Source organism: Endozoicomonas sp. SCSIO W0465 (assembly GCF_023716865.1).
Taxonomy (GTDB): Bacteria; Pseudomonadota; Gammaproteobacteria; order Pseudomonadales; family Endozoicomonadaceae; genus Endozoicomonas.
Map to the genome: position 1 here is coordinate 2,115,977 of NZ_CP092417.1, position 19,365 is coordinate 2,135,341.

The 19,365-nt window shown below is 49.4% G+C and carries 15 protein-coding genes; 11 read left to right on the top strand and 4 right to left on the bottom strand.

The features are described from left to right. The first annotated feature begins 110 nt into the window (after nt 1-110). Entirely contained in the window at nt 111-839 is a 729-nt protein-coding gene (locus tag MJO57_RS09215) for a hypothetical protein (protein WP_252024752.1), read from the top strand. 83 nt (nt 840-922) lie between these two features. Next, nucleotides 923-2,296: a DNA repair protein RadA gene (gene radA / locus MJO57_RS09220; protein ID WP_252024754.1), complete on the top strand. Its 1,374-nt coding sequence runs from the start codon at nt 923-925 to the stop codon at nt 2,294-2,296. Nucleotides 2,297-2,364: 68 nt separating this feature from the next. Here the strand turns inward: radA and MJO57_RS09225 are convergent, their stop codons facing one another. Further along, on the bottom strand, nt 2,365-3,426 hold the full coding sequence (locus MJO57_RS09225; RefSeq protein WP_252024756.1) for a hypothetical protein: 1,062 nt from the start codon (nt 3,424-3,426) through the stop codon (nt 2,365-2,367). 585 nt (nt 3,427-4,011) lie between these two features. Here MJO57_RS09225 and cbpA point away from each other — a divergent pair. The 5 genes from cbpA (at nt 4,012) to MJO57_RS09250 (ending at nt 9,562) form a co-directional block, all read left to right on the top strand. Continuing rightward, complete coding sequence (gene cbpA, locus MJO57_RS09230; protein ID WP_252024758.1) at nt 4,012-4,965, top strand: curved DNA-binding protein; 954 nt, start codon at nt 4,012-4,014, stop codon at nt 4,963-4,965. Then, complete coding sequence (locus tag MJO57_RS09235) at nt 4,962-5,267, top strand: chaperone modulator CbpM (protein WP_252024760.1); 306 nt, start codon at nt 4,962-4,964, stop codon at nt 5,265-5,267. Before cbpA ends, MJO57_RS09235 begins: the two co-directional genes overlap by 4 nt. 567 nt (nt 5,268-5,834) lie before the next feature. After that, nucleotides 5,835-8,018, top strand: a complete 2,184-nt coding sequence (locus tag MJO57_RS09240; RefSeq protein WP_252024762.1) for a hypothetical protein — start codon at nt 5,835-5,837, stop codon at nt 8,016-8,018. A gap of 75 nt (nt 8,019-8,093) precedes the next feature. Beyond that, entirely contained in the window at nt 8,094-8,276 is a 183-nt protein-coding gene (locus MJO57_RS09245; RefSeq protein WP_252024764.1) for a hypothetical protein, read from the top strand. A 512-nt stretch (nt 8,277-8,788) separates the two neighbouring features. Beyond that, complete coding sequence (locus MJO57_RS09250; protein WP_252024766.1) at nt 8,789-9,562, top strand: hypothetical protein; 774 nt, start codon at nt 8,789-8,791, stop codon at nt 9,560-9,562. Here MJO57_RS09250 and MJO57_RS09255 read toward each other — a convergent pair. Continuing rightward, nucleotides 9,559-10,599, bottom strand: a complete 1,041-nt coding sequence (locus MJO57_RS09255) for an IS1595 family transposase (protein WP_252017335.1) — start codon at nt 10,597-10,599, stop codon at nt 9,559-9,561. The genes MJO57_RS09250 and MJO57_RS09255 overlap by 4 nt on opposite strands. Nucleotides 10,600-10,701: 102 nt before the next feature. Between MJO57_RS09255 and MJO57_RS09260 the strand changes: the two genes are divergently transcribed. After that, the gene (locus MJO57_RS09260) at nt 10,702-11,856 is read left to right on the top strand and encodes a hypothetical protein (protein ID WP_252024768.1); all 1,155 of its coding nucleotides are present in this window, start codon (nt 10,702-10,704) and stop codon (nt 11,854-11,856) included. A 251-nt stretch (nt 11,857-12,107) separates the two neighbouring features. On the opposite strand, the gene MJO57_RS09265 is transcribed toward MJO57_RS09260, so the two are convergent. Continuing rightward, entirely contained in the window at nt 12,108-13,064 is a 957-nt protein-coding gene (locus MJO57_RS09265) for an IS1595 family transposase (RefSeq protein ID WP_252017306.1), read from the bottom strand. A 195-nt stretch (nt 13,065-13,259) separates the two neighbouring features. Here MJO57_RS09265 and MJO57_RS09270 point away from each other — a divergent pair, with 195 nt between their 5' ends. After that, a complete protein-coding gene (locus MJO57_RS09270; RefSeq protein ID WP_252024770.1) occupies nt 13,260-13,442 on the top strand; it encodes a hypothetical protein in 183 nt (60 codons plus the stop codon). A gap of 1 nt (nt 13,443) precedes the next feature. Here the strand turns inward: MJO57_RS09270 and MJO57_RS09275 are convergent, their stop codons facing one another. After that, complete coding sequence (locus MJO57_RS09275) at nt 13,444-13,704, bottom strand: hypothetical protein (RefSeq protein ID WP_252024772.1); 261 nt, start codon at nt 13,702-13,704, stop codon at nt 13,444-13,446. Nucleotides 13,705-14,195: 491 nt separating this feature from the next. Here MJO57_RS09275 and MJO57_RS09280 point away from each other — a divergent pair, with 491 nt between their 5' ends. After that, the gene (locus tag MJO57_RS09280) at nt 14,196-16,721 is read left to right on the top strand and encodes a hypothetical protein (protein ID WP_252024774.1); all 2,526 of its coding nucleotides are present in this window, start codon (nt 14,196-14,198) and stop codon (nt 16,719-16,721) included. A 910-nt stretch (nt 16,722-17,631) separates the two neighbouring features. Beyond that, on the top strand, nt 17,632-19,365 hold the full coding sequence (locus MJO57_RS09285) for a hypothetical protein (RefSeq protein WP_252024776.1): 1,734 nt from the start codon (nt 17,632-17,634) through the stop codon (nt 19,363-19,365).

The following is a 19,365-nucleotide window of genomic DNA, read 5'->3' on the forward strand; positions in this document are numbered from 1 at the left end:
CTTTGACTACCTGACCGTAAAGTATTGCAGAAATATGGAACTTTTTTGTGATCAGTTGTCTATATGAGATAGGAAAATCATATAAATTTTATAATCACAGGACTTATCTTATGAGTAATCCGGTTTTGGCTGGCGGAGCAAATGCTTCTCAACTTCCCCCTCACAGTGCAGGTGCCTGTCCACCTCCCCCTGCTTATAGCGTAGTGGACACCAACAATCCTGATGGCCTTAAAGCGGTTGAATCCGCTAAAAAGATGATCCAACACTGCTCAGACCCTCAGGGCAGGCTCAATTCAGGTCAGTTATCCCGTCTTCTGGACATGACGATCAAGTATATTGAACAGCAAACCGGCGTTTTACCTTCAGTTGTTGCTGGCGCTGCAGCAAATAACCCGGTCAGCAATAACCCGACGAACCCTGACCTGAAGGACTGGGGAGCCTGGGAGAAGGCATTTTTCAGATACATAATTAAGTCCTTACCAGAAGGCTCTAATAAATACGGTACTGCAGATCTGAACTGCCAAAAACGCCAAGCGATTTGTAAAACGCTTGGCGCTAATATCGGGCTTGATCAAGGAAAGATTCTCAGTATTTTACGGCACCCGCTATTTCTGGAATCATTGCAGGAAGCCAGGATTCCGGCTGACACAGTGAGGCCTCTCGATGTCAAAGTCCTTATGCAAAAAGCACGCGATGGTGTACAAGCGTTCGATCAATTGTTCCTCGCTTACGAGACAAGAGGTTATCTTAAGCCCACAGGGATGATCAAAGCAGCCATTGAATTGGGTTATCTGCCATTAGAAGACATTGAAACACTTTATAGTACCGGCAGCTTATAAAAAATATGGTTGGGATACATGTGCTATTTGTCAGAGAGCTCACGAACCCGTTAGACTGGCGCTATTTACACAAAGACTCTTCAATGGCAAAAGCAAAATCCCGAAAGGCGTACGTCTGTATCGAATGCGGCAGCGAAGCCGCCAAATGGCAGGGGCAGTGCCCGGACTGCAAGTCGTGGAACTCTTACAAAGAAGTTAACCTCGGTCCGGCAGCCTCCCCAGCCATTGCCGCCAGTAACAAGGCCGGGTTTGCCGGTACCCTCTCCGGGCTGAAAACCCTCAGCGAAGTCGATGTTGAAGAAGCCCCACGTTTTTCCAGCGGTATGACGGAGTTCGACCGGGTGCTCGGTGGCGGTTTTGTCAAGGGCAGTGCTGTGTTGATTGGTGGCCATCCCGGTGCCGGTAAAAGTACCATCCTGTTGCAGGTGCTCTGTCACGTTGCCCAATCAATGAATGCGCTCTACGTATCCGGTGAAGAGTCACTGCAGCAGATTGCCGCCCGTGCCCAGCGGTTAGGGTTGCCCACCGATAACCTGAAAATGCTGGCGGAAACTTCGGCAGAAAATATCGTAGCAGTAGCGGAGCAGGAAAAGCCCGGCATCATCGTGATTGACTCTATCCAGGTGATGTATATGAACGGGGTAGACTCGGTGCCCGGAGGTGTTGGCCAGGTAAAAGAATCCGCAGCCTTTCTGACCCGGTACGCCAAACAGAGCGGTACCGTATTGTTGATTGTTGGCCACGTCACCAAAGACAACTCGCTGGCCGGTCCCATGACCCTGTCCCATATCATCGATACCCAGATCATGCTGGGCAATACCGATGATTCCCGTTTTCGCATGATGCGGGCTACCAAAAACCGCTTTGGCCAGGTGAATGAGCTGGGTATTTTCGCCATGACCGAAACGGGCATGAAAGAAGTGAAAAATCCGTCGGCCATTTTCCTGTCACGAACCCAGGAAGCGACTTCTGGCAGTATTATTTCTGTGCTGTGGGAAGGTACTCGTCCCCTGTTGGTTGAGATACAGGGGCTGGTGGTGGAATCTCAATTGGGCAACCCGCGTCGTGTAACTGTCGGTGTGGAGCAGAATCGTCTGGCCATGCTACTGGCGATTCTGACCCGACATGGTGGCATTTTTACCAGTGACCAGGATGTATTTCTGAACGTGGTTGGCGGCGTAAAGATCACTGAAACCAGTGCTGACCTGGCCAGCCTGCTGGCTGTCGTTTCCAGCCTGCGAGATACGCCACTGCCGCAGGATCTGGTGGCGTTTGGTGAGGTTGGGCTGGCCGGAGAAATCCGTCCGGTGGCCAATGGACAGGAACGTCTGACCGAAGCTGCCAAGCACGGTTTCAGCCGGGCCATTGTTCCTGTGGCCAATCAGCCAAGGAAGCCGATTCCCGGTTTGACGGTGATTGCTGTGAAAAAATTATCGGAAGCGCTGGAAGCTATTTGATCCAACAGCCTTCCACAGGACAGTTATTTTACTGGCTATAACAGTAGTACCAGTAAAAGGCATCCTTTTCATAAGACCGAATCAAATCTGGTGTAGTCATGCTTTTTCTGGTTAGCCACCGTGAAATGGGCTCGATCGGGAGAGTAAATTGCTGTCTGGTTGGTCGACTGAAAAGCGGTTGTGATGGAGGGTGTTGATAATTCAGCTTTTTTTGCATTAGCTGCTAATTCTCCTTGTTTCTTGGCTACTTCTACACTTAAGCCTTTTTTTATAGCTGACCGATAGGCTTTCGATTTTGCATTATTTATGGCTATTCTTTGCTTGCCTTTATCAGATGCTTTGTATTTGGCTATGGCCCTGGCCCTGGCCTCTTTGCCTTTAGCGGAGGCTTCGTATCTGGCACTGGTCTGCTTGCCTTTATCGGATGCTTTGTATTTGGCTCTGGCCTTCTTTAGTTTATCGGATGCTTTGTATTTGGCTCTGGCCTTCCTCAGTTTATCGGATGCTTTACATTCGACACTGGCCTTCTTCCCAGGCTCCGGAAAAGTATCAATACGATATTGATGAGAAGTTTCTACCGGTTGGTGAGGGCTGTTATCAACAACCGATGAGCTTTGCGAGGCTGATTGGCCTAAACCTAAAATGGACTGAATCGAAAAACATTCATTAGCAGGAACATAGGTGGGGACATAATCACTCTTCTGCAGTTCTATTCTAACCGGCGGGTAATATACCTGGTCTTCTTTAGTGTGGCTGTCAACGGCTACTATCGACCTTCTTTCTAAGCGGGGAGCATTGAATGGATTCTGAAAAGGTACAGCTGTTTGAAAAGGCACCGCTGTTTGAAAAGGTACAGCTGTTTGAAAAGGCACCGCTGTTTGAAAAGGTACAGCTGTTTGAAAAGGTTCCACTGTTTGAAAAGGCGCCACTGTCTGAAAAGACATCAGCGGTTGCTGAAGGTAGTTTCGAGTCGTCTTTTCAGCTGGGATAGCACATGGAACAGTAGCTGCTTGTGCAACCTTACGGGAGAAGACCTGACCGGATGCACCATCCGAAAAATTAATATATTGAAAAATGGAAATGTGATCAGTCTTTGCATTTGACCGAGCAAAAAAAATAGGTCTATACATTGAATCATTGAATCACTGAATCTGAAACCAAGCTTGAGACCACTATTTTTTATGAAAGTTCATCCCTAACCTAACCCATTCGTTATTTATGCCAACCGAGCATATATATTTGTTATGGCTATTGATAATAGCGATGTAAAACACTTCTAAAGCCCACACCTAACGGATGACTGAAGACAGTGGAGTTGTTTTCTGACATCACGGTTAACCAGAACTGCTTTCGTCGGCGCTCCCATTTCAATGCGGGTTGTAAGAGGGAAGTGAAAATAAGATTATTGCCTGGTACATCATTTCAATGAGATTGACGTGTACCATCTCCGTTCATCCTGAGCGGAGTCGAAGAGTGTTTGGCACGATCTATCATGGGCCGGAGTTTGCGCCCTTCGACAGGCTTCAGGACGAACGGAGTGCAGAGGCTTATGGTAACGACAACCCGTCAAACTCATTGAAACCATGTACTAGTGAACAGTGAACATTTCAGACACAATAGATCGTTTATCATTACCCCGGCATTCTGGCTTGGTAACCCCTGCTTTGGTCTATAGTTGACTCAAAGGCAACGGGTATAGCGATACTGGATGCATTATGGAATTCAAAGACTACTACAAGATTCTGGGCGTAGCGCCTGATGCTGATAAGAAGACGATAAAGAACGCCTACCGAAAGCTGGCCAGGAAGTATCACCCGGATGTTAGTGACCACCGCGATGCTGAAAATCAGTTCAAGGAGGTTGCGGAAGCCTATGAAGTACTGAAAGACGACGGGAAACGTGCAGAGTACGATGAGATTCGTCAGTATGGAGGAGCTCATCAGGGGTTTCGCCCGCCACCCGGCTGGGAACCCTCCGATTTCCGGGGCGGTGGGGGAAGTCATTTCCAGGGGGATTTTTCGGACTTTTTTTCGTCTGTTTTTGGCGGTGGCACAGAAGCCGGCTCCAGTGATTTTGGACGACGCAGAACTTATAACCAGAGAGGGCAGGATATAGAGACCGAGATGCCTGTTTTTCTTGAAGACACACTATCCGAAGAGTCCAAAACCATCTCCTACAGTCTGCCCCATTATGATGAGCACGGACAGGTTACCGAGGTGAATAAAACTCTTAAGGTAAAAATCCCCTCCGGCGTTACCGATGGTGAGCTGATCCGGTTGAAAGGTCAGGGGGCTCCGGGTATCGGTGATGGTAGTAGCGGCGATCTGTATTTGCGCATCAGGCTGGTACCACATCCACTGTTTGATGTGGAAGGGCATAACCTGATTATTACCCTTCCCCTTGCTCCCTGGGAGGCCGCCCTCGGTGCCAAGGTGACACTGCCGACGCTGTCAGGCAAGATTAATCTTACCATTCCGGCCAATAGTCAGAGTGGTCAGCGCTTGCGGGTAAAAGGCAAAGGCCTGCCCGGTAAACAGGTACAGGGGGATCTTTATGCAGTGCTAAAAATTGTTATGCCCAAAAGCAACGACAGCATTAAGGAGCATTGGCAGCTGCTGGCAGAACAGGCCCCCTTCGAACCGCGAGCTGAGTGGAGTGAAGTCCCATGAGCGATACACAAACCACCTACCTGAGTTTCACCGAAGTTTGTCTGCAGACCGGTGTAGCAGAAGAGACGGTCATCGAAATTATCGAGCAGGGAATTGTAGACCCCCTCGGTGCTTCACCCGGCGAATGGCGATTCAGCCCGGCCATGGTGCTACTGACCAGAAAAGCGGTGCGCCTGCACGATGATCTTGATGTAGACTGGCCGGGTATAGCCTTGGCTATCGAGTTATTGGGAAAACTGGATCAGCTTCGGGAAGAAAACCGCCACCTCAAACGGCGTTTGAGTCGCTTTATGAGTGGTTAGTGCCTCCAAAAGCTTTGACACAAACACTCGTTTGGGCTGGTTTCCCGCCCGGGGATAGCGGCCAGCAGTGCTTTTTATCCATCAAGCTTTACTGTAACAACTTATGGCTGAATAGATAAAAAGAAGTCGGGACTCCTGGTAAAAACACCTGATAAAACCTGACCATCGCTGCCGTCATGGCCTGAGTTGTGACGGTAATTCGATCATTAATGAACTAAAAGGCTGTTGCCTGTGTCTGAGCTGACATGATTTGATGAATAAAGTTTATAAATAATGATCCCACTCTGTAATGAATCAAGTCTGGCGGCGGGGTGTGCGAATTCCACAGGGTTACCTTCTGGTAGTGATCACACAACACCATCAAGACCGTCAAGCTCTTTCTATTCAGGTCGGCACGTATCAAGACAAGAACCCATTGGGAACAGCCTCCCAACCATAGATAATTATGAGTCCCCTAAAGAAAAAATATCTTTAAAGAGAAATGTTTCTCACATTGAAGATGCAGTACAGGATGAAAAATTAAAAAGAAAACGACCGGATCGTGAAAATGAGTACCAACAAGATTCATTGGTAGCGACTTTAGATCAATTAAAGGGCCTTTGCCAGGAACGCAAAATCACCGTCAAACCAACGCTGGATAAGCTGGTTAATTCTTGCCCGAAAGAGTCGAAAGTCCAACTGGTATCCAAGCTTGGCATTTATTTTAGTAGTGTGGAAAGCACAGTTAAAAACACGTGTACGATTACCAGCATGCTCTTGAAGAGCCAGGGAATCTCAAGAACAAAGAAAAACATTGACGACTTTCTGAGTATTGAAGACCGTGATGTACAAGCAATAGCATGTTATCCATTTATTAAATCCATTTCTTCCATCTGTAATGGTAAAGGCTTTCCCAAAGTCGGGGACGTGGACACGCTGCTGAAGCTACCGAGCCTCCAGAAGGATGGCCAGCTTGACCGGCAACTGCTGAGTTCCATTTCTTCCATAATGAGTAGCCGGGGCTTTCCCAAAGCCGGGGACGTGGATACGCTGCTGAAGCTACCGAGCCTCCAGAAGGATGGCCAGATTGACCGGCAACTGCTGAGCTCCATTTCTTCCATCTGTCATGGTAAAGGCTTTCCCAAAGCCGGGGACGTGGACACGCTGCTGAAGCTACCGAGCCTCCAGAAGGATGGCCAGCTTGACCGGCAGCTGCTGAGCTCTATTTCTTCCATCTGTAATGGAAAAGGCATTCCCAAAGCCGGGGACGTAGAAACGCTGCTGAAGCTACCGAGCCTCCAGAAGGATGGCCAGCTTGACCGGCAACTGCTAAGCTCCATTTCTTCCATCTGTCATGGTAAAGGCTTTCCCAAAGCCGGGGACGTGGACACGCTGCTGAAGCTATCGGGCCTCTGGAAGGATGGCCAGCTTGACCGGCAACTGCTGAGCTCCATTTCTTCCATGATGAGTGGCCGGGGCTTTCCCAAAACCGGGGACGTAGACACGCTGCTGAAGCTACCAAGCCTCCAGAAGGATGGCCAGCTTGACCGGCAACTGCTGAGTTCCATTTCTTCCATGATGAGTAGCCGGGGCTTTCCCAAAGCCGGGGACGTGGACACGCTGCTGAAGCTACCGAGCCTCCAGAAGGATGGCCAGCTTGACCGGCAACTGCTGAACTCCATTTCTTCCATGATGAGTTGCCGGGGTTTTCCCAAAGCCGGGGACGTGGAGACGCTGCTGAAGCTACCGAGCCTCCAGAAGGATGGCCAGCTTGACCGGCAACTGCTCAGCTCCATTTCTTCCATGATGGGTAGCTGGGGCTTTCCCAAAGCCGGGGACGTGGACACGCTGCTGAAGCTACCGAGTCTCCAGAAGGATGGCCAGCTTGACCGCCAACTGCTGAGCTCGATTTCTTCCATCTGTCATGGTAAAGGCTTTCCCAAAGCCGGGGACGTGGACACGCTGCTGAAGCTACCGAGCCTCCAGAAGGATGGCCAGCTTGACCGGCAGCTGCTGAGCTCCATTTCTTCCATCTGTCATGGTAAAGGCTTTTCCAAAGCCGGAGACGTGAACACGCTGCTGAAGCTACCGATCCTCCAGAAGGATGGCCAGCTTGACCGGCAACTGCTGAGCTCCATCTCTTCCATCTGTAATGGTAAAGGCTTTCCCAAAGCCGGGGACGTGGACACGTTGCTAAAGCTACCGAGCCTCCAGAAGGATGGCCAACTTGACCGGCAACTGCTGAGCTCCATTTCTTCCATCCGTCATGGTAAAGGCTTTCCCAAAACCGGGGACGTAGACACGCTGCTGAAGCTACCAAGCCTCCAGAAGGATGGCCAGCTTGACCGGCAACTGCTGAGTTCTATTTCTTCCATGATGAGTAGCCGGGGCTTTCCCAAAGCCGGGGACGTGGACACGCTGCTGAGGCTACCGAGCCTCCAGAAGGATGGCCAGCTTGACCGGCAACTGCTGAGCTTCATTTCTTCCGTCTGTCATGGTAAAGGCTTTCCCAAAGCCGGGGACGTGGACACGCTACTGAAGCTACCGAGCCTCCAGAAGGATGGCCAGCTTGATCGGCTACTACTGAGATCCATTTCTTCCATCTGTCATGGTAAAGGCTTTCCGAACGAGAATTTAGTTTCACTAATTATAGAATCTATAGGTCTCAAGAATCTGGAACTACCAGAATATATTGATGAACTCCTTTCATCAGAGAATTTTGTTATCGATGAAAACTTTTGGGATTCACTTTCAATAGATGAAATACTCTGACTCTTATCAAAAATCATCTGTCTGGATATAACTTGAACAGCGAGTACCTGTAGTTAACAGCTCATCTTTCTCAGCATGGAACTGCTTGTATCCTTTCGTAAAAAGCTGGCTGAATTTCCCACTGGAAATAGAGATTCCGAGGTTCCATTCCTGACTGATCCCTGCGGAACATCGGTGGCAGCAATGGGTATGGATTTTTACGCCGATGACTTTCGGGGCTGTTTTCGCCGCTTTCTGGTTTCTCGTTGGGTTTTTTAAACTACTGTTCTGAAAAAGCCATGCTGAGAGGATAGACGACTGACTGAAGTTATCCTGCTTCCAGCGTTTTTTGAGAACTTACTGGTAAAAACACCTGATAAAATCTGACCATCGCTGCCGACATGGCCTGAGTTGTGACGGTAATTCGATAATTAATGAACTAAAAGGCTGTTTCCTGTGTCTGAGCTAACACGATTTAATGAGTAAAATCTATAAATTATGATCCCATTCTATAATGAATCAAGTCTGGCGAAGGGGAGTGCGAATTCCACAGGGTTACCTTCTGGTAGTGATCACACAACACCATCAAGACCATCAAGCTCTTTCTATTCAGGTCGGCACGTATCAAGACAGGAACCCATTGGGAACAGCCTCCCAACCATCGATAATTATGAGCCCCCTAAAAAAAAGTATCTTTAAAGAGAAATGTTTCTCACATTGAAGATGCAGTACAGGATGAAAAATTAAAAAGAAAACGACCGGGTCGTGAAAGTGAGTATCAAAAAGATTCATTGATAGCGACTTTAGATCAATTAAAGGGCCTTTGCCAGGAACGCAAAATCACCGTCAAACCAACGCTGGATAAGCTGGTTAATTCTTGCCCGAATGAGTCGAAAGTCCAACTGATATCCAAGCTTGGCATTTATTTTAGTAGTGTGGAAAGCACAGTTAAAAACACGGGTACGATTACCAGCATGCTCTTGAAGGGTGAAGGTAGCTCAAGAACAAAGAAAAACATTAACGACTTTTTGATTATTGAAAACCCTGATGTACAAGCAATAGCATGTTATCCATTTATTACATCCATTTCTTCCATCTGTAATGGTAAAGGCTTTCCCAAAGCCGGGGACGTGGACACGCTGCTGAAGCTACCGAGCCTCCAGAAGAATGGCCAGCTTGACCGGCAACTGCTGAGTTCCATTTCTTCCATGATGAGTAGCCGGGGCTTTCCCAAAGCCGGGGACGTGGACACGCTGCTGAAGCTACCGAGCCTCCACAAGAATGGCCAGCTTGACCGGCAACTGCTGAGCTCCATTTCTTCCATGATGAGAAGCCGGGGCTTTCCCAAGGCCGGGGACGTGGACACGCTGCTGAAGCTACCGAGCCTCCAGAAGGATGGCCAGCTTGACCGGCAACTGCTGAGCTCCATTTCTTCCATGATGAGTGGCTGGGGCTTTCCCAAAGCCGGGGACGTGGACACGCTGCTGAAGCTACCGAGCCTCCGGAAGGATGGCCAGCTTGACCGGCAACTGCTGAGCTCCATTTCTTCCATATGTCATGGCTAAGTTACCGTTAATGGTTGGAAGCACCAATGTTCAGTAATTCTGCTGATCAACCGGCCAACAGTTAATTTTTTTGCTGCCGTCAGTTCTCGCCTCCAGGCCAGATAATGGGGAAGGTAACGAGTTGCAACCCCTTGGAATACGCCGCCAATCCAGCGTTTTAAATGACTGTGATAAGAATTTACAGTCTGGATGTGGTAGATGCCTTCAACAACATGTTGACCTGCTGATGTCACCAGCTCCTTGAAGACAAATCCAAGCTTGTCAGCAAGTTTTTCGTGAGCGAGGTGTGCATCCGCACAGACCGTGGCCTGTATCGATATGCGGCCATTTAAATGCCTGCACAATTCATTAGCACTTTCGTTTTCTAATACACCGTCAACGGTATTTCGATTACGGTCCCGAGCCACCATTACCGGGACTTTTCGGGCTTTGTTGGGATCATTACCCCGCTTTCGGGTTGGCCGTGGAAGGCCTTCTCTTTGCCCTTTGAAGGATTCACGGAAAAATGTTTCATCAAGCTCAGTAATGCCACAAAGCTCTTCTGCTTGATCATTATTAATCACTTCAAGAAAGCGGTGACGCCAGCGGAACGCAGTTTTCAAGTCAATGGCATTCTCAGCAGCAGCTGGTCGCAAGACCATAGAGTGAGTCATACCTGCGAGGTACTTGTTCCATTTTTCAGGGTGCCTGAGCCTTGCCAAAGGCGTTCCACTAAAGGCGTTAAACGTTGAGTCGCAAGTCTTGCAGTGGTAGCGCTGTCGGCCATTTCGTATGCCCCAGCGACCAACGCTATGGCTTTTGCATTTGGGGCACCTGGGGTTTTCGGCAAATTGGGCAAGTATGCTCTTTTCTACGTCAGGTGTTGCATTATCGTTATTGGGTATAGATTCACTGTAAACAGGTTCAGAGTCAGTGGTTTCTACTACCTCGGTAACCTCTATTTGAGTACTAAGGAGCGAGTTGTTAAGAATGTCTCGCTGTTCACTGGTTAATGTTGAAATGGAATCAATAAAATTCTGGAAGAGTTCAGATTGCATATCACTCCCCTACAACGTAGATTTTATGGGAGTTTAGCTGATTCAACCATTAACGGTAACTTAGCCATATGTCATGGTAAAGGCTTTCCCAAAGCCGAGGACGTGAACACGCTGCTGAAGCTACCGAGCCTCCAGAAGGATGGCCAGCTCGACCGGCAACTGCTGAGTTCTATTTCTTCCATCTGTAATGGAAAAGGCTTTCCCAAAGCCAGGGACGTGGACACGCTGTTGAAGCTACCGAGCCTCCAGAAGGATGGCCAGCTTGACCGGCAACTGCTGAGCTCCATTTCTTCCATCTGTCATGGTAAAGGCTTTCCTAAAGCCGGAGACGTGGACACGCTGCTGAAGCTACCGAGCCTCCAGAAGGATGGCCGGCTTGACCGGCAACTGCTGAGCTCCATTTCTTCCATCTGTCATGATAAAGGCTTTCCCAAAGCCGGGGACGTGGACACGCTGCTGAAGCTACCGAGCCTTCAGAAGGATGGCCAGCTTGACCGGCAACTGCTGAGTTCCATTTCTTCTATCTGTAATGGTAAAGGCTTTCCCAAAGCCGCGGACGTGGACACGCTGCTGAAGCTACCGAGCCTCCGGAAGGATGGCCAGCTTGACCGGCAATTGTTGAACTCCATTTCTTCCATGATGAGTAGCCGGGGCTTTCCCAAAGCCGGGGAAGTGGACATGCTGCTGGACATGCTGCTGAAGCTACCGAGCCTCCGGAAGGATGGCCAGCTTGACCGGCAACTGCTTAGCTCCATTTCTTGCATGATGAGTGGCCGGGGCTTTCCCAAAGCCGGGGACGTGGACACGCTGCTGAAGCTACCGAGCCTCCACAAGAATGGCCAGCTTGACCGGCAACTGCTTAGCTCCATTTCTTCCATGATGAGAAGCCGGGGCTTTCCCAAAACCGGGGATATAAACACGCTGCTGAAGCTACCAGACCTCCAGAAGGATGGCCAGCTTGACCGGCAACTGCTGAGCTCCATTTCTTCCATGATGAGTAGCCGGGGCTTTCCCAAAGCCGGGGACGTGGACACGCTACTGAAGCTACCGAGCCTCCAGAAGGATGGCCAGCTTGACCGGCTACTACTGAGATCCATTTCTTCCATCTGTCACGGTAAAGGCATTCCGAACGAGAATTTAGTTTCACTAATTATAGAATCTATAGGTCTCAAGAATCTGGAACTACCAGAATATACTGATGAACTACTTTCATCAGAGAATTTTGATTTCGATGAAAACTTTCCTGATTACCACTGATCGTACGTCATGACACAGGGAAAGATAATTTAAGAATATACGTGCAGCTTTTCATTCTTTATGTCTATAACCCGGTAAAGAAATAATAGAACCTCTCCAGTATTACCGGTGGAGCAGGCATCATGACGGCTTGTTCTCCAGATTATCAACTAAATTCGGTTTCATAACCGCTCCGAACAAGCAAAGACCCACATCATCATTCGAAATAATGATATTAATACGTCAACTGACTTTCAATTATCGGTTGATGGCTAACCCGGTTTCCACTGGACGTCTGGCAGTTTGAGAAGTCGATCCGGCATCGGTGCTGTATTGACTGCAGCCCGACCTAGCCTTGAGATCATTGAAGGCATATCAAAACGCCGGTTAAACCGATAGTTGAACTCTGATAGATAACGGCCCAGATGCTTGGGGTCGAGCTTATGGTAAGTACCGGTAATCGCTGTTTTCACGTTTCCCAGCATGGTATTTACCCAGGTGAACAACTCATTCTCCATGGATGCATGCCCACCACCGGTAATGATGGCTGTGTGCTGGCATCCGGCATCTTCAATACCCCGGAAACAGGACAAGCCATCGCTGACGGCCCGGACACCCTTTTTCAGGGCATGTTCTGCCCACTCCTGAATGGTTTTTCGCCGGAAGTTATCAACGGCATTGAACTTCATGTAGATAGGGTGGTTATCAGCATCTGTCTGAACTGCGGCCACGAAGGGGGCTTTGTTCTCTGAGCCTCTGCCCCGGCGGCCTCCGTGGCGCTCTCCGCCCCAATAGGCGTCATCAATCTGAACAAAACCACTCAACTGCCAGCTGTTATCTCTTTCCATCATGACCTGCATGAGTTTGTGTTTCATGCGCAATGCGGCATTGTAGGAAATGCCAAGTTGTCGATGAAGCGTCAGGCAAGAAATCCCCGCTTTATTCTGGGTGACGAGATAGATACCCAGAAACCAGGTAGCTAGAGGCAGCTTTGTTGAGTCAAAGATAGTGTTACTGGTAAGCGAGGTTTGGCAACGGCAGCAATTGCACTGGAATTCAGCTTTCCGGTGAAGCTTGCAGAAACTGCGGGAGCCACACTTCGGGCATTGGAAGCCATCTGGCCAGCGCCAAGAGGACAGCGCGTTCTCACACTGCTCTTCACTGCCGTAATTAGCCAGAAATTGCATAATGCCAAGGCCTTTTTGGAACTGAATGGTGTTTTTACACATCAGTTTTACCTCCAAAACACATGACTATCGACGTTTATTATAGCAGCTGGCTCACGACGTAGGGTCGGTGGTAATCAGGAAAACTTTTGGGATTCACTTTCAATAGATGAAATACTCTGACTCTTATCAAAAATCATCTGTCTGGATATAACTTGAACAGCGAATACCTGTAGTCAACAGCTCATCTTTCTCATCATGGAACTGCTTGTATCCTTTCGTAAGAAGCTGGCTGAATTTCCCACTGGAAATAGAGATTCCGAGGTTCCATTCCTGACTGATCCCTGCGGAACATCGGTGGCAGCAATGGGTATGGATTTTTCCGCCGATGACTTTCGGGGCTGTTTTCGCCGCTTTCTGGTTTCTCGTTGGGTTTTTTAACCTACTGCTTTAGCAAGGTGTCTGAACTGGCCCCATCGTTACCCTCAGGAGCGGATAGATCTCCATCAGAGCTGCCGGTGTCATCATCGGGAGGTTTGGTGCTCGGTTTGATGTCAGGTTTTGCTGGCAGTTTTTTTAGACGACGCATCTCGGCTTCAAGCAATTTTACCTGTTCTTTGAGCTGAATGATCGGCTCTTGCTGCTGAGTGATGAATCTTCGTAGATCTTCAGGTTGTGGCTGCTGGTGTTCTGAAAAAGCCATGCTGAGAGGATAGACGACTGACCGAAGTTATCCTGCTTCCAGCGTTTTTTGAGAACTTACTGGTAAAAACACCGGATAAAATCTGACCATCGCTGCCGTCATAGCCTGAGTTGTGACGGTAATTCGATCATTAATGAACTAAAAGGCTGTTTCCTGTGTCTGAGCTGGCACGGTTTAATAAATAAAGTTTATAAATAATGATCCCACTCTGTAATGAATCAAGTCTGGCGACGGGGAGTGCGAATTCCACAGGATTACCTTCTGGTAGTGATCACACAACACCATTAATACCGTCAAGCTCTTTCTATTCAGGTCGGCACGTATCAAGACAAGAACCCATTGGGAACAGCCTCCCAACCATCGATAATTGTGAGCCCCCTAAAGAAAAAGTATCTTTAAAGAGAAATGTTTCTCACATTGAAGATACAGTACAGGATAAAAAATTAAAAAGAATACGACCAGATCGTGAAAATGAGTACCAACAAGATTCATTGGTAGCGACTTTAGATCAATTAAAGGGCCTTTGCCAGGAACGCAAAATCACCGTCAAACCAACGCTGGATAAGCTGGTTAATTCTTGCCCGAAAGAGTCGAGAGTCCAACTGGTATCCAAGCTTGGTATTTATTTTAGTAGTGTGGAAAGAACTGTTAAAAACACGGGTACGATTACCAGCATGCTCTGCAAGGGCGAAGGAAACTCAAGAACAAAGAAAAACATTAACGAGTTTCTGAGTATTGAAGACCGTGATGTACAAGCAATAGCATGTTATCCATTTATTACATCCATTTCTTCCATCTGTAATGGTAAAGGCTTTCCCAAAGCCGGGGACGTGGACACGCTGCTGAAGCTACCGAGCCTCCAGAAGGATGGCCAACTTGACCGGCAACTGCTGAGCTCCATTTCTTCCATCTGTAATGGTAAAGGCTTTCCCAAAGCCGGGGACGTGGACACGCTGCTGAAGCTACCGAGCCTCCAGAAGGATGGCCAGCTTAACCGGAAACTGCTAAGATCCATTGCTTCCATCTGTCATGGTAAAGGCTTTCCCAAAGCTGGGGACGTGGACACGCTTCTGAAGCTACCAAGCCTCCAGGAGGATGGCCAGCCTGACCAGCAACTGCTGAGATCCATTTCTTCCATGATGGGTAGCCAGGGCTTTCCCAAAGCTGGGGACGTGGACACACTGCTGGAGCTACCGAGCCTCCGGAAGGACGGCCAGCTTGACCGGCAACTGCTGAGTTCCATTTCTTCCATCTGTCATGGTAAAGGCTTTCCCAAAGCCGGGGACGTGGACACGCTGCTGAAGCTACCGGGCCTCCAGAAGGATGGCCAGCTCGACCGGCAACTGCTGAGCTCCATTTCTTCCATCTGTCATGGTAAAGGCTTTCCCAAAGCCGGGGACGTGGAAACGCTGCTGAAGCTACCGAGCCTCCAGAAGGATGGCCAGCTTGACCGGCAACTGCTGAGTTCCATTTCTTCCATCTGTAATGGTAAAGGCTTTCCCAAAGCCGGGGACGTGGACACGCTGCTGAAGCTACCGAGCCTCCGGAAGGATGGCCAGCTTGACCGGCAACTGCTGAGTTCTATTTCTTCCATGATGAGTAGCCGGGGCTTTCCCAAAGCCGGGGACGTGGACAGGCTGCTGAAGCTACCGAGCCTCCAGAAGGATGGCCAGCTTGACCGGCAACTGCTGAGTTCCATTTCTTCCATGATGAGTAGCCGGGGCTTTCCCAAAGCCGGGGACATGAACACGCTGCTCAAGCTACCGAGCCTCCGGAAGGATGGCCAGCTTGACCGGCAACTGCTGAGCTCCATTTCTTCCATGATGAGTGGCCGGGGCTTTCCCAAAACCGGGGACGTGGACACGCTGCTGAAGCTACCGAGCCTCCAGAAGGATGGCCAGCTTGACCGGCAACTGCTGAGCTCTATTTCTTCCATGATGAGTAGCCGGGGCTTTCCCAAAGCCGGGGACGTGGACACGCTGCTGAAGCTACCGAGTCTCCGGAAGGATGGCCAGCTTGACCGGCAACTGCTGAGCTCCATTTCTTCTATCTGTAATGGTAAAGGCTTTCCCAAAACCGGGGACGTGGACAGGCTGCTGAAGCTACCAAGCCTCCAGAAGGATGGCCAGCTTGACCGGCAACTGCTGAGTTCCATTTCTTCCATGATGAGTAGCCGGGGCTTTCCCAAAGCCGGGGACGTGGACACGCTGCTGAAGCTACCGAGCCTCCGGAAGGATGGCCAGCTTGACCGGCAACTGCTGAGTTCTATTTCTTCCATGATGAGTAGCCGGGGCTTTCCCAAAGCCGGGGACGTGGACACGCTGCTGAAGCTACCGAGCCTCCAGAAGGATGGCCAGCTTGACCGGCAACTACTGAGCTCTATTTCTTCCATCTGTAATGGTAAAGGCTTTCCCAAAGCCGGGGACGTGGACACGCTGCTGAAGCTACCGAGCCTCCGGAAGGATGGCCAGCTTGATCGGCAACTGCTGAGATCCATTTCTTCCATGATGAGTAGCCAGGGCCTTCCCAAAGCCGGGGACGTGAACACGCTGCTGAAGCTACCGGGCCTCCAGAAGGATGGCCAGCTTGACCGGCAACTGCTGAGCTCCATTTCTTCCATGATGGGGTGCCGGGGCTTTCCCAAAGCCGGGGACGTGGACACGCTGCTGAAGCTACCGGGCCTCCAGAAGGATGGCCAGCTTGACCGGCAACTGCTGAACTCCATTTCTTCCATGATGGGGCGCCGGGGCTTTCCCAAAGCCGGGGACGTGGACACGCTACTGAAGCTACCGAGCCTCCAGAAGGATGGTCGGCTTGACCGGCAACTGCTGAGATCCATTTCTTCCATCTGTCATGGTAAAGGCTTTCCGAACGAGAATTTAGTTTCACGAATTATAGAATCTATAGGTCTCAAGAATCTGGAACTACCAGAATATATTGATGAATTCCTTTCATCAGAGAATTTTGATTTCGATGAAAACTTTTGGGATTCCCTTTCAATAGATGAAATACTCTGACTCTTATCAAAAATCATCTGTCTGGATATAACCTGAACAGCGAATACCTGTAGTTGATCCCTGCGGAACATCGGTGGCAGCAATGGGTATGGATTATTCCACCGATGACTTTCGGGGCTGTTTTCGCCGCTTTCTGGTTTCTCGTTGGTTTTTTTAACCTCCTGCTTTAGCAAGGTGTCTGAACTGGCCCCATCGTTACCCTCAGGAGCGGATAGATCTCCATCAGAGCTGCCGGTGTCATCATCGGGAGGTTTGGTGCTCGGTTTGATGTCAGGTTTTGCTGGCAGTTTTTTTAGACGACGCATCTCGGCTTCAAGCAATTCTACCTGTTCTTTGAGCTGAATGATCTGCTCTTGCTGCTGAGTGATGAATCTCAGTAGATCTTCAGGTTGTAGCTGCTGGTGTTCTGAAAAAGCCATGCTGAGAGGATAGACGACTGACCGAAGTTATCCTGCTTCCAGCGTTTTTTGAGAACTTACTGGTAAAAACACCTGATAAAACCAGACCATCGCTGCCGTCATGGCCTGAGTTGTGACGGTAATTCGATCATTAATGAACTAAAAGGCTGTTTCCTGTGTCTGAGCTGACACGATTTAATGAATAAAATTAATAAACTATGATCCCACTCTATAATGAATCAAGTCTGACAACGGGGAGTGCGAATTCCACAGGGTTACCTTCTGGTAGTGATCACACAACACCATCAAGATCATCAAGCTCTTTCTATTCAGGCCGGCACGTATCAAGACAAGAACCCATTGGGAACAGCCTCCCAACCATCGATAATTATGAGCCCCCTAAAGAAAAAGTATCTTTAAAGAGAAATGTTTCTCACATTGAAGATGCAGTACAGGATGAAAAATTAAAAAGAAAACGACCGGATCGTGAAAGTGAGTATCAAAAAGATTCATTGATAGTGACTCTAGATCAATTAAAGGGTCTTTGCCGGGAACGCAAAATCACCGTCAAACCAACGCTGGATAAGCTGGTTAATTCTTGCCCGAATGAGTCGAAAGTCCAACTGGTATCCAAGCTTGGCATTTATTTTAGTAGTGTGGAAAGAACCGTTAAAAACACGGGTACGATTACCAGCATGCTCTTGAAGGGCGAAGGAAGCTCTATAACAAAGAAAAACATTAACGAGTTCCTTAATATTGAAGACCCTGATGTACAAGCAACAGCATGTTATCCATTTATTAAATCCATTTCTTCCATCTGTAATGGTAAAGGCTTTCCCAAAGCCGCGGACGTGGACGCGCTGCTGAAGCTGCCGAGCCTCCAGAAGGGTGGCCAGCTTGACCGGCAACTGCTGAGCTCCATTTCTTCCATCTGTAATGGTAAAGGCTTTCCCAAAGCCGGAGACGTGGACACGCTGCTGAAGCTACCAAGCCTCCAGAAGGATGGCCAGCTGGACCGGCAACTGCTGAGCTCCATTTCTTCCATGATGAGTAGCCGGGGCTTTCCCAAAGCCGGGGACGTGGACAGGCTGCTGAAGCTACCGAGCCTCCAGAAGGATGGCCAGCTTGACCGGCAACTGCTGAGCTCCATTTCTTCCATCTGTCATACTAAAGGCTTTCCCAAAGCCGGGGACGTGGACACGCTGCTGAAGCTACCGAGCCTCCAGAAGGATGGCCAGCTTGATCGGCAACTGCTGAGCTCCATCTCTTCCATCTGTAATGGTAAAGGCTTTCCCAAAGCCGGGGCCGGGGACGTGGACACGCTGCTGAAGCTACCGAGCCTCCAGAAGGATGGCCAGCTTGATCGGCAACTGCTGAGCTCCATCTCTTCCATCTGTAATGGTAAAGGCTTTCCCAAAGCCGGGGACGTGGACATGCTGCTGAAGCTGCCGAGCCTCCAGAAGGATGGCCAGCTTGACCGGCAACTGCTGAGCTCCATTTCTTCCATCTGTAATGGTAAAGGCTTTCCCAAAGCCGGGGACGTGGACACGCTGCTGAAGCTACCGAGCCTTCAGAAGGATGGCCAGCTTGACCGGCAACTGCTGAGCTCCATTTCTTCCATCTGTCATGGTAAAGGCTTTCCCAAAGCCGGAGACGTGGACACGCTGCTGAAGCTACCAAGCCTCCAGAAGGATGGCCAGCTTGACCGGCAACTGCTGAGCTCCATTTCTTCCATGATGGGTAGCCGGGGCTTTCCCAAAGCTGGGGACGTGGACACACTGCTGGAGCTACCGAGCCTCCAGAAGGATGGCCAGCTTGACCGGCAACTGCTGAGCTCCATTTCTTCCATCTGTAATGGTAAAGGCTTTCCCAAAGCCGGGGACGTGGACACGCTGCTGAAGCTACCGAGCCTCCAGAAGGATGGCCAGCTTGACCGGCAACTGCTGAGCTCCATTTCTTGCATGATGAGTAGACGGGGCTTTCCCAAAGCCGGGGGCGTGGACACGCTGCTGAAACTACCGAGCCTCCAGAAGGATGGCCAGCTTGACCGGCAACTGCTGAGCTCCATTTCTTCCATCTGTCATGGTAAAGGCTTTCCGAACGAGAATTTTGTTTCACGAATTATAGAATCTATAGGTCTCAAGAATCTGGAACTACCAGAATATATTGATGAACTCCTTTCATCAGAGAATTTTGTTATCGATGAAAACTTTTGGGAGTCACTTTCAATAGATGAAATACTCTGA

What these genes read in the sequence shown, in the direction of transcription:
- MJO57_RS09215 (WP_252024752.1), top strand. Translation starts at nt 111, where the DNA reads ATGAGTAATCCGGTTTTGGCTGGCGGAGCAAATGCTTCTCAACTTCCC.
- radA (WP_252024754.1), top strand. Translation starts at nt 923, where the DNA reads ATGGCAAAAGCAAAATCCCGAAAGGCGTACGTCTGTATCGAATGCGGC.
- MJO57_RS09225 (WP_252024756.1), bottom strand. Translation starts at nt 3,426, where the DNA reads ATGTATAGACCTATTTTTTTTGCTCGGTCAAATGCAAAGACTGATCAC.
- cbpA (WP_252024758.1), top strand. Translation starts at nt 4,012, where the DNA reads ATGGAATTCAAAGACTACTACAAGATTCTGGGCGTAGCGCCTGATGCT.
- MJO57_RS09235 (WP_252024760.1), top strand. Translation starts at nt 4,962, where the DNA reads ATGAGCGATACACAAACCACCTACCTGAGTTTCACCGAAGTTTGTCTG.
- MJO57_RS09245 (WP_252024764.1), top strand. Translation starts at nt 8,094, where the DNA reads ATGGAACTGCTTGTATCCTTTCGTAAAAAGCTGGCTGAATTTCCCACT.
- MJO57_RS09255 (WP_252017335.1), bottom strand. Translation starts at nt 10,599, where the DNA reads ATGCAATCTGAACTCTTCCAGAATTTTATTGATTCCATTTCAACATTA.
- MJO57_RS09265 (WP_252017306.1), bottom strand. Translation starts at nt 13,064, where the DNA reads ATGTGTAAAAACACCATTCAGTTCCAAAAAGGCCTTGGCATTATGCAA.
- MJO57_RS09270 (WP_252024770.1), top strand. Translation starts at nt 13,260, where the DNA reads ATGGAACTGCTTGTATCCTTTCGTAAGAAGCTGGCTGAATTTCCCACT.
- MJO57_RS09275 (WP_252024772.1), bottom strand. Translation starts at nt 13,704, where the DNA reads ATGGCTTTTTCAGAACACCAGCAGCCACAACCTGAAGATCTACGAAGA.